Annotated in this window: 14 protein-coding genes and 1 tRNA gene; all 15 read right to left on the reverse strand. The window is 42.6% G+C overall.

What is annotated here, in order from left to right; translation table 11 throughout:
* Positions 1-168 precede the first annotated feature (168 nt).
* The 15 genes from AC4CVD_RS10690 to nirB all read right to left on the reverse strand — a co-directional run bounded on the left by AC4CVD_RS10690 (position 169) and on the right by nirB (position 16,692).
* A complete protein-coding gene (locus AC4CVD_RS10690; protein WP_490753081.1) occupies positions 169-912 on the reverse strand; it encodes an adenosylcobinamide-GDP ribazoletransferase in 744 nt (247 codons plus the stop codon).
* Positions 912-1,514, reverse strand: a complete 603-nt coding sequence (locus tag AC4CVD_RS10695) for a histidine phosphatase family protein (protein ID WP_490753082.1) — start codon at positions 1,512-1,514, stop codon at positions 912-914. The genes AC4CVD_RS10690 and AC4CVD_RS10695 overlap by 1 nt, the downstream gene beginning before the upstream one ends.
* A gap of 2 nt (positions 1,515-1,516) precedes the next feature.
* Positions 1,517-2,569 carry a nicotinate-nucleotide--dimethylbenzimidazole phosphoribosyltransferase gene (gene cobT / locus AC4CVD_RS10700; protein WP_348928879.1) on the reverse strand — a complete coding sequence of 351 codons (1,053 nt, stop codon included), beginning with the start codon at positions 2,567-2,569 and terminating at the stop codon, positions 1,517-1,519.
* The gene (gene cobU / locus AC4CVD_RS10705) at positions 2,566-3,084 is read right to left on the reverse strand and encodes a bifunctional adenosylcobinamide kinase/adenosylcobinamide-phosphate guanylyltransferase (protein ID WP_490753083.1); all 519 of its coding nucleotides are present in this window, start codon (positions 3,082-3,084) and stop codon (positions 2,566-2,568) included. The genes cobT and cobU overlap by 4 nt, the downstream gene beginning before the upstream one ends.
* Positions 3,075-3,722 carry a 2'-5' RNA ligase family protein gene (locus tag AC4CVD_RS10710; RefSeq protein ID WP_205667819.1) on the reverse strand — a complete coding sequence of 216 codons (648 nt, stop codon included), beginning with the start codon at positions 3,720-3,722 and terminating at the stop codon, positions 3,075-3,077. Before AC4CVD_RS10710 ends, cobU begins: the two co-directional genes overlap by 10 nt.
* 146 nt (positions 3,723-3,868) lie before the next feature.
* Positions 3,869-3,944 (reverse strand) — tRNA-Gly (locus AC4CVD_RS10715).
* A 64-nt stretch (positions 3,945-4,008) separates the two neighbouring features.
* A complete protein-coding gene (gene cysS / locus AC4CVD_RS10720; protein ID WP_490753084.1) occupies positions 4,009-5,430 on the reverse strand; it encodes a cysteine--tRNA ligase in 1,422 nt (473 codons plus the stop codon).
* A gap of 189 nt (positions 5,431-5,619) precedes the next feature.
* Entirely contained in the window at positions 5,620-6,117 is a 498-nt protein-coding gene (locus tag AC4CVD_RS10725; RefSeq protein ID WP_419380803.1) for a molybdenum cofactor biosynthesis protein MoaE, read from the reverse strand.
* Between the two features lies 1 nt (position 6,118).
* Complete coding sequence (locus AC4CVD_RS10730; protein WP_078425903.1) at positions 6,119-6,385, reverse strand: MoaD/ThiS family protein; 267 nt, start codon at positions 6,383-6,385, stop codon at positions 6,119-6,121.
* 1 nt (position 6,386) lies between these two features.
* The gene (moaA, locus tag AC4CVD_RS10735; protein ID WP_078425904.1) at positions 6,387-7,415 is read right to left on the reverse strand and encodes a GTP 3',8-cyclase MoaA; all 1,029 of its coding nucleotides are present in this window, start codon (positions 7,413-7,415) and stop codon (positions 6,387-6,389) included.
* Between the two features lie 364 nt (positions 7,416-7,779).
* A protein-coding gene (locus AC4CVD_RS10740; protein WP_100607965.1) for an IS4-like element ISAba1 family transposase occupies positions 7,780-8,870 on the reverse strand; the annotation gives its coding sequence in 2 pieces (ribosomal slippage) (positions 7,780-8,330 and positions 8,330-8,870; 1,092 coding nt in all).
* Positions 8,871-8,948: 78 nt separating this feature from the next.
* Positions 8,949-9,575 (reverse strand): molybdenum cofactor guanylyltransferase, encoded by a 627-nt coding sequence (gene mobA, locus AC4CVD_RS10745; protein WP_078425905.1) that lies wholly within the window; start codon positions 9,573-9,575, stop codon positions 8,949-8,951.
* A complete protein-coding gene (locus AC4CVD_RS10750) occupies positions 9,572-12,364 on the reverse strand; it encodes a molybdopterin-dependent oxidoreductase (protein WP_490753085.1) in 2,793 nt (930 codons plus the stop codon). The genes mobA and AC4CVD_RS10750 overlap by 4 nt, the downstream gene beginning before the upstream one ends.
* Before the next feature lie 75 nt (positions 12,365-12,439).
* On the reverse strand, positions 12,440-14,050 hold the full coding sequence (gene nirD, locus AC4CVD_RS10755) for a nitrite reductase small subunit NirD (protein WP_490753513.1): 1,611 nt from the start codon (positions 14,048-14,050) through the stop codon (positions 12,440-12,442).
* A gap of 95 nt (positions 14,051-14,145) precedes the next feature.
* The gene (gene nirB, locus AC4CVD_RS10760; protein WP_419380801.1) at positions 14,146-16,692 is read right to left on the reverse strand and encodes a nitrite reductase large subunit NirB; all 2,547 of its coding nucleotides are present in this window, start codon (positions 16,690-16,692) and stop codon (positions 14,146-14,148) included.
* Position 16,693 lies beyond the last annotated feature (1 nt).

Raw genomic sequence — 16,693 nt, forward strand, 5'->3', positions numbered from 1 at the left:
AGCGCGGAAATCTTTGGATTTTCACAACATATCTACAAATGTGTTTTGCTGATGATGAAAGACCTTTGTTTCAAATGCATATAGCTCGCTACCTTTTTATTCTTTTTTCTTTCGGCAACGCATGACTGCACAGCTTTCACACTGAGAGGCTCTTATATATCCCCTAACTTAAGTGAAATAAAAAGTAGCCATCACAAAACTAAAGAGTGTCGCTAATTCAATCATTTCAATACTGGCACCAATGGTATCTCCCGTCACACCGCCAATACGCTGTATAAATTTATACCGCAAATACCACAGTACCAGATAAAAAGTGGCAATCACCACAGTACCAACCCATGCCCAATACAAAGCCACCAAAGGCGTAAGCAGCAAAATTGCCATTGCGATTGGCCGTGCTAAATGTTGGCTCAACTGACTGCCAAGTCCTTTTTCACGTACATAGTCTGTGCTTAAAAAGAAAAATAGCGGCACGAGACGCCCTAACATAGGAAAGAGGATCAGCGCTGTATACAGCTGTTTTTGTAATAACACATACACAGCAGCCCACTTTAATATGCATACAATGACAAGACTGAGTACACCTATCGGTCCACAACTCGGATCTTTCATGATCTCAAGTGTACGCGCTTTATCGCCAAAACCACCGACCCAAGCATCTGCGGTATCAGCCAAACCATCCAGATGCAAACCACCCGTCAGCCAAATCCATAGCACCAGAATCACACTGCTTAACAGCATAAGTGGTAAAGCATGCAATAATAGGGCGATCCCATATAGAATGCCTCCCATAAGCAAACCCACTACAGGATAAAACAACAATGCCTGCGCATTTTGCTGAGGCGTTGGCATTACGCTTAAGCGAACTGGAAACGTCGTTAAAAACTGTAATGCAATCCAAAAAGGTGTCATTACACGTCCTCACTTTGAATAAACTGAAGTTGCCCTTGATCGAATACAAAGCGGTTCAACTGCCCCAACTCCGCAGACATTTTTAAAAGATCGTTATCATGCTGTTTCAGCGCTTGGCATTTTAAGAGTTTAATCACTCCACCATGGGAAATAATCAATGCCCGTTGCCAACCCTGCGCATACATTTGCTGAGTCAAGATCTGTATAGATTCGACAACGCGGCTTTTAAATGCCATTAAACTTTCCGCCTGAGGCGGGGTAAAGCTTAACGGTGTTTGCCAAAATTGAACCAATTCATTAGGAAATTGTTGGTAGAGTCGATCGGTCGGCTGAGCCTCCCATTCTCCAAAATCCATTTCTTGCAAATTCGGTTCTATAAATAAAGGAAGCTGTTTTTGCTCCACCCACTGCTCTGCAAATAGACGGCAGCGCTGTAATGGTGAGCTATAAATGACATCCCACGCCGGCCTAAGCTGCTCAGCCTGGGCGATAGTAGACTGCATTTGCGCCCACCCCTTCGCAGTCAAAGCATCATCCGTTCTACCCCGTAGAGTATGACTTAAGCTGGTTTCGCCGTGGCGCAGAAAATCTAAATACAACATCTCTAAACTTTCTCACCAATCACGGCTGCTTCAGCAAATGTCGCCATTTCATTATGTAAGCGACAGGCTAGCTTGATCAACCCCAGTGCGGCCCCTGCTCCACTGCCTTCACCTAAACGCAGATTCAGCTTCAATAAAGGCATCGCTTTAAGTTCTTCTAACAAACGTACATGACCATATTCAGCCGACTGATGCCCAAAAAGCATCCAAGCGCGAACGTCTGGATTTAAACGTACTGCGAGCAATGCCGAAACAGTACTGATAAACCCATCCACCACTATCGGTAGACCCAATTGTGCACAGCGAATATACGCAGCTGTCATGGCTGCAATTTCAAGTCCACCCACCGCACATAAGGCTTTAAACGGATCGTTCCCGACATATTGTGCATGCAATGCAAGTGCTTGGTCGATCACCTGTTTTTTATGTATCAATTGATCAGTACGGATACCCGTTCCAACACCCGTGAGCTTTTCAGCGGGTTCAGCCAATAAAAAGCAAGCGACAGCTGAGGCTGAACAGGTATTTCCAATGCCCATCTCACCCGCAACATAGATATCTGCCCCATAAGCGATGGCATCTTCCACACTTTTTTGCCCCAAAGCAAAAGCTGCTTCACATTCAGCTTCAGTCATGGCTTGGGTTTGAGCAAAGTTAGCCGTCCCAGCGCGGATGCAGTGGCGTTCAACCCCGACATATTCATACGCTTCACCGACTGAACCACAGTCGATGACTTGTAACTTGGCTTGATACTCTTTGGCAATCACACTAATACACGCCCCGCCAGTTGCGAAGTTCTGCAACATTTGACGCGTCACCGCTTGTGGATAGGCAGAAATATTTTCTTCCATCACGCCATGATCACCTGCAAAAATCGTAATCCATGGGCTGTCTATCTTAGGTTTTACAGTGTTTTGCAAACTGGCTAAAGTCACTGCAACCGATTCAAACTCCGACAACGATCCCGTTGGCTTGGTCAATTGTGACTGGCGTGCTAGGGCTTGAGCCAATACAGACTCACTCGGACTTTGACATGCTTCTAACCACCAACTCACACTTGTTCTCCTTTTAAAATCATGGGAAATCCTGCCACGCAGAACATCACTTTTTGAGCAATTTGACCTAACTGCTGATGCAATCGCCCTGTTTCATCGACAAAGCGTCGGCTAATTTGTCCTATAGGAACCACACCTAGGCCTGTTTCATTACTCACTAAAATCAGCTCAGACTGTAAATTTCCGACTACATCTAACAACTTCTGACATTCTTGAACTTGCAAATCTGGGTCATCATGCATCAGTAAATTACTCATCCATAAAGTCAGACAATCGACCAAAATGGTTTGGTTTGGGCGGTCTAATTTGAGCAACTGCGCTGCAAGATAAATGGGTTCTTCACACAGCCCCCAATCTTCGGGTCGTTGTTGCTGATGGTGTTGAATACGCGCTTGCATCTCCCCATCCAAGGCTTGTGCAGTTGCCACATAAACCACAGGCTGCGCCAACTGTTGTGCAATCTGCTCCGCCAAGCGGCTTTTCCCCGAACGTGCACCACCTAAAATCAGCTGCATTGTGCATTCCCCAACTCAATCTGTGTATGTGAAAACAATGGCCCTTGTAGGACATGGGCCTGATAAAAACCAAACGTGAGCTTTGAGACGTTTAAGCTATAGCTAATATCTTCAATTTCAGCCATCCGTGCCAATACATGATCACTGCACACTGCTTCACGGTATAGACCTAATGTAATATGTGGACAATAACTTAATGCCGCGACTTCCTGCGATGTATGCAGCAATGTTTTTCTAATTTTATCCAACACGCCTGCGGTATCATCCATTTTTAAAAATAAGGCACTTTCAAAACTATTTAATTCACCCATCTGTAACTGAAAAGATTCTAGTTTTAAATTTTTAAGGCGTTCAATCTGCTGAGTCAGTTGCGCTCGACTAAAGTCATCCGACTGTGTCACCTGTTCCACCCAAAAACCAGCAACAAATAAAGTGATATGGAACTGCCGTTGGTTTGGTTGATAAAGTAGATCTGAAAACTGCTCACGAAGCTGTTTTAAATAGTTGATCAAAACGGGATCATCCACTTCAATATACCAAAGTGCATAGCGTTCTCGTCCCAAATGCCATTCAGGATAGTCTCGATCTTCGGTCGGTACTACAGTGCTATGGGGTTGAAGAAACACAATTTTATTCACAAATTAGGATGAATAATTTAAGCATATTTTTGTCAAAATTATGGGCTGAAACGCCGAGATAATTTCACATTTAAATGAATTATTTTCAATACACTCAAATTACAGGTATAAAAAAACCCCAAGTTGAACTTGAGGTTTTTAAATTTTGGAGCGGGAAACGAGACTCGAACTCGCGACCCCAACCTTGGCAAGGTTGTGCTCTACCAACTGAGCTATTCCCGCAATATGGATGTGCATTATAGAGAGTTTCATCAAACTGTCAACACTCTATAATGCAATTGCTGAATTAATCAGCACGACGCCAAATTGTCCCTTGACGGGTGTCTTCCAAAACAACGCCCTGATCCAACAAGGACTGACGGATTTCATCTGCTTTGGCAAACTCTTTAGCTTTTTTCGCATCTTGACGTTGTTGAATCAAATATTCAATTTGCTCTTCAGACAAAGCCAAAGCCTCTTGCCCAATATCAGACTTCAGGAACTCTTCAACATTGTGCTGAACCAAACCTAAAATATTGGTTAAATGACGCAAAGTTGCATAGTAAATCGCCGCTTGTTCCGCTTGTTGCTCTTTCACGGCACGGTTCAATTCTTTGTTCACTTCAAACAATACCGCAATGGCTTCAGCGGTATTGAAGTCATCACGCATGGCACTATTGAAACGCTCAAGCAATGTTTCATCTAAGGTATCGACTTGCGTATCACCATAGGCTTGTTGATAAGCTTTGAATGAATGATAGAAACGTGACAGTGCTGTTTTTGCTTCTTTTAAGGCAACATCAGAGAAGTTCACAGGGCTACGATAGTGTGATGACACAATGAAGTAGCGAATCACTTCAGGATGGAACTTATCCATCACATCACGAATGGTAAAGAAATTGCCCAATGACTTCGACATTTTCTCGCCATCAACGTTGATGAAACCGACATGCATCCAGTAGTTGACATACTGCTCGCCAGTTGAAGCCTCAGACTGTGCAATTTCATTTTCATGGTGCGGGAACATCAAGTCTGAACCACCACCATGAATGTCAAAATGGTTCCCTAGGCAGCAAGTCGACATCGCAGAACATTCAATATGCCAGCCCGGACGACCTTTGCCCCACGGCGAAGCCCATGCAGGTTCATTTTCTTTGGCATGTTTCCAAAGTACAAAGTCAAAGGGATGTTTTTTCTCAACTTCAACATCGACACGTTCAGATGCACCCGCCTGCATATCTTCCAGTTTACGACCCGAAAGACGACCATACTTGGCGAATTTTTCCACTTGGAAATACACATCACCATTGGCAGATGAATAAGCTGTACCCTTTTCAACCAGATTACCAATCATGCTTTGCATTTGATCAATATAGTCCGTTGCACGCGGTGCTTCGTCTGGATGTAAACAGCCTAGATTTTCAGCATCTTCATTCATCGCTTGAATAAAGCGGTCTGTCAGCTGCGTAATCGACTCGCCATTTTCATTGGCACGTTTAATGATTTTGTCGTCAATGTCGGTAATGTTACGTACATATTTCACGCTCCAACCTTGGCTACGCAGGAAGCGAATAATATAGTCAAATGCAACCATCACGCGCGCATGTCCAATATGACAGTAGTCATAAACCGTCATACCGCAGACATACATATCAATATGTCCCTCAACACGAGGTACGAATTCTACTTTTTTGCGTTGCTCTGAGTTATATAGAACAAATGGTTGCATAGCGATTCAAAAGACTTCAAATATAAGAATGGATCATCTTAACCTAAGCATTATTTTTCATAAAGTTTTCAGAAGATTTTTCTTTCAATTATCTCGCCACTTTTCATTCATACTCAACTATTACTAAATTTCCTTTATTCAGATCTGAAAGGAATTATTGGTAAATATTGGCAGTGCATGATGCATTTGTTAGGGATGAACATGTGCATGCTCGCAATGCTCATGGCTATGAAGTTTTGGCGCTTCATGATCTGTTCGAATACAGCAACCCTCGACATACTGACTGGTACCGTCCATATAAAATTCCTCTTTCCATACAGGAACTTCATGTTTCACCCGCTCTACCGCTTCCTCACAGGCTTGAAAGGCTTCACGGCGGTGCGCAGCGTACGCCATCGCAATAATGGCTGTATCGCCAATATCTAAAGCACCTATGCGATGCACCACCCGAACGTAGGACACGCCATATTTTAATTGGATCTCTTGTTCGATTTGACGAATCATTTTTTCAGCGACAGGTGCATAAGCGGTATATTTTAATGCTTTTACAGCTTTGCCTTGATGATGATTCCGCACCGTACCAATGAATATGCCTATGCCGCCACACTCAGGAAAATGCTGGATGCCATCAAAGTCATTTTGGCTAAAAGTCACTGTTTGAATCCGTGGAAATTGTTTTAATTCCATATCAACCTCCTGCCACAGGGGACAACAACACCAAAGTACAATCTCGACTTAAAATGGTCTGCCTTGGAATAATGTCTTCACCGATTGCACAGGCACAGCGCTCCAATAACGTGTGGACAGCTGGGTATTGAGCAACGAGATCCTTTAAAACCACCGTAACCGATGAATCAGGCTCACATTGCAGCATTAAATTGGGGGATAACTGCCGTTCAATCGCACCAAAAGCTTCGATCTTCACTCTAATCACATTGTTTAATTCCTGAGTCATCCTAACCTCCAATCATATGCATACTGATTTTTCGCACGGGCTGATGCAATTGCTGTTTTTGAATAGCATGAAAGCCTTGCTCTTTATGCCAAACATAAGTTGAAAGTTTCCCCTCTAAAACAAAGGTTTCATGCTGATTAAGTCGAGCAATTTGTTGAATGTCTGACTTTAAATTTAAACCTTGCTTGGCAAAAAGACAATTATAAAACTCACCCTGTGCATTCAATCGCAGTCGATCACACTCCCCACAAAACGAGTTGCTAATAGTGGAGATAATCCCAATGTTCGCACCATCCACTCGATAACTACGCGCTGGATTGGCACCTTGTCCTTCAAGCACTTGCACCGTAAATTGCGAGCTGAGTTGGGATAAAATCTCTTGTTCAGTGACGACATCGGCTTGCGACCAATTTTGATCGCCATCCAAAGGCATAAACTCAATAAAACGCAGTTCTACCTTTTGCAGCTTTGCCCACTGAACCAAAGGAACAATTTGATCGTCATTGATGCCTTTCATCAGCACGGTATTGATTTTGATGTTAAAACCAACCTGCTGTGCGACCTGAATTCCTTCCAGCACTGTATGTAATTGTTTTTTAGTGAGGTGTTGAAATTGTTCGGCATCTAGACTGTCTAGACTAATATTTAAATCATCCAGCCCTGCTTGCTTTAAAGCAGCGGCATATTGTTTTAAATAGTGACCATTGGTGGTCATGGAAATACGCTTCAGCCCCTGTTTTTTTAGGCTTTGTAACTGTTCGATAAAATGTACCACACCTTGGCGCATTAACGGTTCACCACCCGTGATACGAATTTGCTCAATGCCATGCTGCACCATAAATTTGCAAAAATGGTAGAGTTCTTCAAAGCTGAGCAAGTCGTGCTTCTTCATCCATTCGGGATGTTCGGGCATGCAATAGACGCATTTAAAATTACAACGATCCGTCACAGAGATTCGTAGTTTGCGCTTTTCACGTCCAAACTGATCTTGGAATACTCTAACTGCGGATACATGGGTCATGCTGTTCATCTGTCTTACCTATGCGTCCTTTGAGCGGTGTCGGTGCAGTTCATATTTCACGCCCTATTTTCTAAAGTATAAATTGCAATAACTGTTCCAACTTTGTGCACTTTTTACATTTTGAGTATTTTCAGTTCACCGCCGTAATGAGTGATCACTGCTACATACGTTTATAATCTAAATAAAATAACGACTCCCATAAATATATTCTAAATTTTTGTTTTATAATAAATTTAATATAAACACGAATACTTATTTGGTTCTTTTATAGATTTTTATTTAAACAGTCAAATCGGTTTATGGCAACATCTTTTGCTCTCAACACACACTCTCATTCTCCGTATCTGAGATATTTCTCTGTACACGACAAATTTCACAGAACCCTTATCCTATCAGGATTCTGCCTTCTTAAAATTGCCAAAATTTCCTTAAACTCTTCTTTTTTCCCAAAACCAATTAAACGCTGAATCGCCATTTGAACATAGTCTAAACCATAGCGAAATAAACTCATTGAGAGTCGTCCATGCTTCTTTATTTTTATCGCTTTTTTTTGATCATGTTGCCATTCACCCGTTAAGTAACACCAACAGAAGCTTATAGCTAACACCGCAATCAATTTTTTCACTCGTCTAGGGTCTGTCAAGCGCGTATTTTCAAGATTAAACCCGCGTCCTTTGAGACAACTGAATAAGGTTTCAATTTCCCAGCGTAATGCATAATCCTGAATAGCATTGGCATTAAACTGAGGAGAAACGACGAGTAAAAGCTCTCCATTTTCTAACTGTAGTGCACTTATATATAGTTTCACCCGACCAACCAAAATCCGTCGTTTACGACATTCAATTTGACCAACTTTAAGATGGCGAAATAAATCACTAATTTTATGATTCTTTCCTAAATGATTGGTGACAATGAAGTTTTTTTAACACGAATGCAGAAGTTGATGTCTTGTTCAATTAACCATGTAAACCACTGCTCACCGATAAACTCTCTGTCTGCGAACACATTCACAATACGGTCTTTACCAAAAATGGCTATAAAGCGTTGAATCAAAGCAATGCGCTCTTTCGTATCTGAATTTCCACGTTTATTAAGCAATGTCCAAAGGATAGGTATCGCTATTCCACGATAAACGATTGCGAGCATCAGGATATTAATATTTCGTTTTCCCCATTTCCAATTGGTTCTATCTAAAGTCAGTTGCACTTGGTCGAATGAAAACATATTGAAAATCAACTGAGAAATTTGACGATAATCAAAATACTGACCTGCAAAGAAGCGCTGCATACGTCGATAAAATGATTGTGGTAAGCACTTGATGGGCAAGGCTTTAGATGCAGAAGAAAGATTACATGTTTGCTTTAAAATAATCACAAGCATGATGAGCGCAAAGCACTTTAAATGTGACTTGTTCCATTTTAGAGATTTGTTTAAGATAAGATATAACTCATTGAGATGTATCATAGTATTCGTCGTTAGAAAACAATTATTGTGACATTATTTCAATGAGTTATCTATTTTTGTCGTGTACAGAGGAGATATTTATAAAAAATTGAGTTGCCGATGCTGTTGTAATTCATCCAACGAGTTAATACTGTGAAAAAACAGTGCATGATTTTTAAATCGTGCCACCTGTGGGTGCAAATCTGCAAAACACTGCCTTAAACTGCGCTGATTTTGCTCAAGGTGCTGAATCAATGTCGGCAAACTGCTCCGTTTTAACAAACAAAACGGATACAGTGCACGGTCATTGATTTCTACAACAACGACACCACAGTTCGGATCTTGTTGCATCGCTTGATGTAACCGCGAAAACACTTTTTTCGGAATAAAAGTTACATCACAGGGTACGAACAGCACATAGTCTGATTGCACATGTGTCCATGCACTTTTCATCCCCATCAAGGGCCCTTGAAAGCCTGTTGCCTCATCTTCAAAAAAGCCAATCGACGGAATCAACCGCTCATAAATGGAATGATCACGATGGCTGTTGACCCATACCTTGGTTGCACGTGACTTTAACTGCTGATGAATTTTGATAAGTTGAATTTCATCATCAAATTTTTGCAAGAGTTTATTGATGCCATTCATACGGCGCGCCTGACCACCCGCCAAAATAACAACTTCAGTTTCTGGGTAACTCACGGGTTTGAATATTTTTCTTTTCATTCTACATCCTCCGTTTGACACGCTTTGATCAGACCTCGAATTTCAGGTAAGCAAGAACCGCAATTGCCTCCTGCCTTTAAGCATGCAGTGACTTGTTTTTCATGGGTGATATTTTTTTCTTTAATGACATCGATAATACGATTTTTCCCAACTTTAAAACAGCTACAGACCAGTGGGCCATCGCTATTAGTCATTGACATCGCTTGCCCTGCCAATAAAGCTTTCCTATGCATAGCACTTAAGCGTTCGCGCTTAAACAGACTTGCCACCCAGTCTCGATCTGGCAATAAGGCTTTAGGCGCAATATACAGACTTGCAATGAGGTGTCCATCTTGTAACACCACACTATGACTGATATGGGCAGTTTGATCTTCTACATTGAGCCATTCAAAACTTTCGTCATCAAAAGGCAATAAAGCTTTGAGCTGTTCCGTCGTTTCCGTAAAACGTCGACGGTCTGCCAGCTCATAACGAATAGCTTTGGACGTTTTGATTTTGGTCCACCAAATGCTTTGTTCAATACTTTGTTGTACCAAATGTTCAAAGCCCGTTCTGACATAAAATACGCCCTGCCATTGCGTATAAAACGGATGAATCATCACAGGGGTATGTTTGAACTCAGGTTCTCCCGAAATCGCATCCACCACAGGATTCACCACTTTACCAATCCGTGCATCTGATGCGAATTGATCACTCCAGTGAATCGGTGCAAAAATCTGTCCACGGCGGATATTGTCACTGACCGTGGCACGCAGTACGCAATTTCCCCAAGCCGATTTGATCTCTACCAGTTCCCCATCTTTCAAACCATATTTCAAGGCATCATTTGGGTGAATTTCACAATAGGGTTCTGCTTTATGTGTACTTAAATTGGCTGATAAACCTGTACGTGTCATGGTATGCCATTGATCGCGGATGCGTCCTGTATTCAGCACCAATGGATACTCACTGCTAATTGGATTCACTGCACCAACTGCTGTTGTTGCAATAAACTTGGCTTTACCATCTGGATGACTAAACTGACCATCTTTAAATAATTGAGCAAAAGTGTTTGGTTTGGTTTTGCCATTTTTCAAAGGTACGAGCACAGGCCATTGCGTCGGTTCAAGCTCTTGGTAGTCATCAAATGAAAGATTCGTCAGACCTGCCAAATTGAAATAGCGGAATGTTTCAGTCGATGAACGTAAAGCAATTTCTGCATTTTGATAAGCTGAGAGCTGGGCATGTTCTTTGAAAATGTCATGACTACTTTCAAAGTCAAAACCCTGAAACCCTAATTTTTTCGCCACTTGTGAAACTGACCACCAATCCGCTTGTGCTTGTTCTGGAATGTCTAAAAAAGTACGCTGTCTGGAAATACGGCGTTCAGAATTGGTCACCGTGCCGTCTTTTTCACCCCAACCCAATGCAGGCAATAACACATCGGCATATTGCGTGGTATCTGTATCTAGACAAATGTCTGACACCACCACAAACTCACATTTCTCTAGTGCACGTTTCACCTGATCGGCATTGGGTAAACTCACCACAGGATTGGTCGCCATAATCCAAATGGCTTTAATTTTACCGCTTTCAACTGCTTCAAAAAGGTCGACAGCCTTTAAACCCACTTGCTTGGCAATCGTTGGACTGTGCCAAAACTGCTGAACCAATTGTTGATGTTGTGGGTTATCCAAGTCCATATGCGCAGCCAGCATATTGGCAAGTCCACCCACTTCACGTCCGCCCATTGCATTCGGCTGGCCCGTCATGGAAAAAGGTGCAGCACCCAATTTTCCAATTTTGCCAGTCAGCAAATGACAATTGGTAATACTATTGGCTTTGTCTACCCCACGTGAAGACTGATTCACCCCCATTGAAAATAAGCTCATCACTTTTTCTGTTTGAGCAAATTTTTCAAAAAAGAGTGCTAATTTTTCAACAGAAATCCCCGTCCGTTCGCTTACACTCGCTATTGATGCTTCAGAAGCACTGCTTGCCAGCGCTTGTTCTAAGCCTTGAGTATGCTTTTCAATAAAATCGGTATCGGTATAATGATTGGTTGCTAAATACTGTAATAGACCATTGAACAGCGCGACATCTTGACCCGGTAAAATCGGTAAGTGTAAGTCAGCCGCCTCACAGGTGGCTGTAAAACGTGGGTCAATCACGACGACAAAAAGATCTCGCTCCTCTTTGGCTTTCATGATGCGTTGATACAGTATAGGATGACACCATGCGGTATTTGAACCCACCAAAACCACCATATCGGTATGCTCAAAATCACTATAACTGGCTGGGACTAAATCTTCCCCAAAAGCGCGTTTATGCGCAGCAACGGCTGAAGACATACACAACCGTGAATTGGTGTCGATATTGGCCGTACCGAGGTAGCCTTTAACAAATTTATTGACCACATAATAGTCTTCAGTCAGCAGTTGACCTGAGACATAAAAAGCAATACTTTCAGGCCCATATTGATCGATATAATGTTGAAATTTGTTGGCGATTAAATCTGTTGCGGTATCCCATGAACTTACTTCACGTTGCGGTTTACGCCCCAACATGGGATGTAAGACGCGCGTTTCTAAACCTACCGTGTCGGCTAAATTACTGCCTTTAATGCACAACTTTCCGAAATTAGATGGATGCTGAGCATCACCCACCACAGACACATTTTGCCCTAAAGCCGTTTCTTCAACAGTTGCTGTTACCCCACACCCCACCCCACAATATGGGCAGGTGGTTTGCGTGGTTGTAATCATTTTTTCTGTGGAGCTATGCAGTTCCATTACAGGGATACTATTCATTTCTGCTTCGCTCCTTTATCTATGGCAAATACTTAAAATCACCCCCTCCTTTTTAGAAGGGGTTAGTGGAAGGTTTTACCCTGCTTTTTTTAATGCAAAATCTTTACCAAATAACAGTTTATTTCGAATTGAGGAAATTGGGGTTTGATCCGAAATAAGTTCTGCATACCAAACACCATCTTCGGTATCACCAAACAATACCGCACCGACAACCTTATCCTTTTGAATAATAATGCGTTTATAAATCTGACGTTTTTCATCATTTAAAATGATGTCTTCAAAGTCATCCTTCGGTTCAAAATTACCCGCTGAGAACACATCACAGCCACTTACCTTTAACTGTGTTGGAACAGTTGGTGCTTTGAACGTTAAGCTGCCATGCTCTGCCAAATGTGAGGCACAAATGAACGCCTGCCCCCAAAGTGGCTCAACCAAGCCAAAAGTCTGGCTACGATGTTCAATACACTCTCCCACGGCGTAAATACTTGGGTCAAAAGTCTGCATGGTGTCATTCACCAACACACCACGGTTACAGCGCAGTCCTGCACTTTGTGCAAGTGCCATGTTCGGACGAATACCGACTGCAAAAACCACAAGATCCGCCTCTAGGACTGTACCGTCTTTCAAGCGAATTTGAGTGACATGACCATCTACACCTACCAATGCTTCAGTATTGGCCTCAGTGATAATGGAGATACCCTTTTGTTCAATACTATGGCGTAGCATTTGGCTGGCTTTACTGTCTAGTTGGCGCTCCATGATGCGATCCATCAGATGTAAAACTGTGACATTCATCCCGCGTTGTTTGAGGCCATATGCAGCTTCAAGTCCCAACAGTCCACCACCGATTACCACGGCATTTTTCTTGGTCTTGCAGTAATCCAGCATGGTGTTGATGTCATAGATATCTCGGAAACTAATGACACCTTTCAAATCCGCTCCAGCAATTGGAGGAATAAACGGTTTCGAACCTGTCGCTAAAATTAAACGATCATAATCGACCACTTCGCCTTTTTCGGTATAGACCTGCTTACGAGGACGGTCTATACGTACCGCAGGATCACCCGCAATGAAACGAATTCCTTTGTCGCTATACCATGCATGTGGATGCAACATGATGTCGTCAATGGTTTTATCTCCTGACAACACTGGCGATAACATAATACGGTTGTAGTTTCCCCAAGGCTCTTCACCAATCACTGTCACGTCATAACGGTCTGGTGCCATGTCGAGTAAATCTTCCAAACAACGCATGCCCGCTAAGCCATTGCCAACCAGCACCAGCTTCATTTTTTCCTGAGATGCACCTGTGTTGGTGATATAAGTTTTTTGTGGTGTCGGACTAATCCACACTCGGCCATTTTCAATTTTGCTTGGAAAAACCAATAGTTTTTGATCTTTATCTTCCAAACAGCGTCCTGTGGCTAAACTAAAATGCTGTTTATAAATCGGGGATGCCACCACACGCTCACCTTGCAAATCACCAATAATGCCGCGCGACATCACAAAAGCTTGGCTAAATGGGTCTTGGTTACTCAAGGCATATACCCGCTTTTCAGCACCGACACGAAAAATAGCAATTTGCTGATTTTCAATAAGTGCACCTACGCCTGTATTTGGCGTTAGATCATCTAGTGCACAGACATCAACCCAATCTAGCTCATTCATTTCTTTTAAAATTGTCATCATCTTGATCCTTTTTAAACTTTTTCATTCATTTATTCCCTCTATCTTTGCTTTTGAGAGAGTGCTGAAGAAAGAAGTTTGAATACCCTAATTTGTTAAGCTTCAACCACTGGAATACGGCTACGATCTCGTTCAACCGCAGTTTTAGGCCGAATCTGTCCACGAACTTCTGCAAACTGAATATGCGGATCTTGTTGCTGCTCAGCTTTGGCATTGATAAAGGTCATGAAGCGTTTACGTACTTCTGGGTCTTCAACAGCCGTACGCCACTCATCTTGATAAGTCCCCACCACATGGCTCATACGGCGTTCTAGTTCAGCAGCTAGACCTAAAGAATCATGCACAACCACATCTTTGAGATAATCTAAACCACCTTCCATGTTGTCGCGCCATACCGAAGTTCGTTGTAAACGGTCTGCGGTTTGCACATAGAACATAAAGAGTCGGTCGATGTATTTAATTAAAGTTTGGGTATCGAGGTCTGAAGCCAATAATTCTGCATGACGTGGTTTCATCCCACCATTACCGCAGACATATAAATTCCAACCCTTTTCAGTGGCAATCACACCGACATCTTTACTTTGCGCTTCGGCACACTCACGAGTACAGCCTGAAACAGCCATTTTTAATTTGTGCGGTGAGCGCAATCCTTTGTAGCGGTTCTCTAGGAAAATGGCTAAACCCACCGAGTCATCCACACCGTAACGACACCATGTACTGCCGACACAAGACTTCACTGTACGCAACGATTTCCCATAAGCATGGCCTGACTCAAAGCCCGCAGCGATGAGCTTTTCCCAAATTTCAGGAAGTTGGTGAATTTGCGCGCCAAACATATCGACACGTTGTCCACCAGTGAGTTTGGTATATAAGCCATATTCTTTAGCAATTTGCCCCACAGCAATTAAGCCATCAGGCGTCACTTCACCACCTGCCATCCGTGGAACTACAGAATAAGAACCATCTTTTTGAATGTTGCCAAGATAGTAGTCATTACTGTCTTGTAGACCTGCATGGCTTGGTTTTAAAACAAAGTCATTCCAACACGACGCTAAAATATTCGCTGCAGTTGGCTTACAAATATCACAGCCTAAACCATGGCCATGTTGTTGAATCAGGTCATCAAACGTTTTGATTTCATTGACTCGTACCAAGTGATACAGCTCTTGACGTGAGTAAGCAAAGTGCTCACAAATATGGTTATTCACTGTCACGCCTTGGCGTTGTAATTCAGACTTCAGTACTTGAGTGACCAGTGGCGCACATCCACCACATGCTGTAGCTGCTTTGGTACATTTTTTTAGTGCACCTAGAGATGTTGAACCCTCAGCAATTGCACTGCAAATATCAGCTTTAGAGACATTATTACATGAGCAAATGGTTGCACTGTCTGGCAGTAAATCAACTCCACTACCGCCCGATTTACTTGAAGCTTGTGCATAACCCGGCATGATTAAGCTTTCAGGATTTTCTGGAAGCGCTAATCCATTCAGCATCATTTGTAGTAAGTCGTTGTACTCTTTTGCACAGCCCACTAAAACTGCGCCAAGTAACTTGGTCTTTTCGCCGTTCACCACGATTTTTTTATAAACTTGCGTATCTTCGTCGGCATAGAAATAACTGAGTGCATTCGGTGTCATCGCATGTGCATCACCGACCGAAGCAACATCAACGCCCATCAGTTTCAACTTGGTGCTCATGTCTGCACCCGCAAATTCAGCACAAGTTTGTTCAGTGACATGTTTTGCTGCAATACGTGCCATGTCATAGCCCGGTGCCACCAGACCATAAATTTTGTTTTGCCACAGTGCACATTCGCCAATAGCATAAATATCTGGATTTGACGTTTGGCAATAATCATTAATCATGATCCCGCCACGCTCCCCTAGAGCTAAACCGCTTTGACGTGCCAACTCATCACGTGGGCGAATACCCGCTGAGAACAAAATGATGTCTGTTTCAAGCTCAGAACCATCACCAAATTTCATCACATGCTTCGTCGTAGCACCTTCCTCAATTGATGAAGTCGCTTTTTGGGTATGAACTTTTACGCCTAAGTTTTCAATTTTTGCACGTAGAACCTTTCCGCCCAAGTCATCAATTTGAACCGCCATGAGACGTGGTGCAAACTCAACCACATGGGTTTCCAAGTTCAAATCACGTAACGCCTTAGCAGCTTCTAGGCCCAGTAAACCGCCACCAATCACCACACCCGATTTCGCATTAAGACTTGCAGCACGAATCGCATCTAAGTCGTCAATGGTTCGGTAGACAAAGCAGTTTTCACGGTCATTGCCCGAAATAGGCGGAACAAAAGCGTATGAACCTGTTGCCAAGATTAATTTGTCAAAACTAAGAACATCACCATGATTCGTCGTCACCGTTTTATGACTTTGATCAATTGCAACCGCTTTGGTGTTTAAACGTAAATCTATGCCATAAGCATCAGCAAAATCTGCACGACAAAGGGTTAAATCCTTTACTGATTTACCACTGAAATATTCAGTCAAATGTACGCGGTCATAAGCCAAGCGCGGTTCTTCGGCCAAGATGGTAATTTCAACATCATCACCCACATGTTCGAGTACTGATTCGATAAATTTGTGGCCAACCATGCCATGACCAATCATGATGATTTTCATA

Source organism: Acinetobacter sp. LipI_23 (assembly GCF_058243045.1).

What these genes read in the sequence shown, in the direction of transcription:
- AC4CVD_RS10725 (WP_419380803.1), bottom strand. Translation starts at nt 6,117, where the DNA reads ATGGAATTAAAACAATTTCCACGGATTCAAACAGTGACTTTTAGCCAA.
- nirB (WP_419380801.1), bottom strand. Translation starts at nt 16,692, where the DNA reads ATGAAAATCATCATGATTGGTCATGGCATGGTTGGCCACAAATTTATC.
- cobU (WP_490753083.1), bottom strand. Translation starts at nt 3,084, where the DNA reads ATGCAGCTGATTTTAGGTGGTGCACGTTCGGGGAAAAGCCGCTTGGCG.
- AC4CVD_RS10695 (WP_490753082.1), bottom strand. Translation starts at nt 1,514, where the DNA reads ATGTTGTATTTAGATTTTCTGCGCCACGGCGAAACCAGCTTAAGTCAT.
- nirD (WP_490753513.1), bottom strand. Translation starts at nt 14,050, where the DNA reads ATGACAATTTTAAAAGAAATGAATGAGCTAGATTGGGTTGATGTCTGT.
- moaA (WP_078425904.1), bottom strand. Translation starts at nt 7,415, where the DNA reads ATGAACAGCATGACCCATGTATCCGCAGTTAGAGTATTCCAAGATCAG.
- mobA (WP_078425905.1), bottom strand. Translation starts at nt 9,575, where the DNA reads ATGAAAAGAAAAATATTCAAACCCGTGAGTTACCCAGAAACTGAAGTT.
- AC4CVD_RS10750 (WP_490753085.1), bottom strand. Translation starts at nt 12,364, where the DNA reads ATGAATAGTATCCCTGTAATGGAACTGCATAGCTCCACAGAAAAAATG.
- AC4CVD_RS10690 (WP_490753081.1), bottom strand. Translation starts at nt 912, where the DNA reads ATGACACCTTTTTGGATTGCATTACAGTTTTTAACGACGTTTCCAGTT.
- cysS (WP_490753084.1), bottom strand. Translation starts at nt 5,430, where the DNA reads ATGCAACCATTTGTTCTATATAACTCAGAGCAACGCAAAAAAGTAGAA.
- AC4CVD_RS10730 (WP_078425903.1), bottom strand. Translation starts at nt 6,385, where the DNA reads ATGACTCAGGAATTAAACAATGTGATTAGAGTGAAGATCGAAGCTTTT.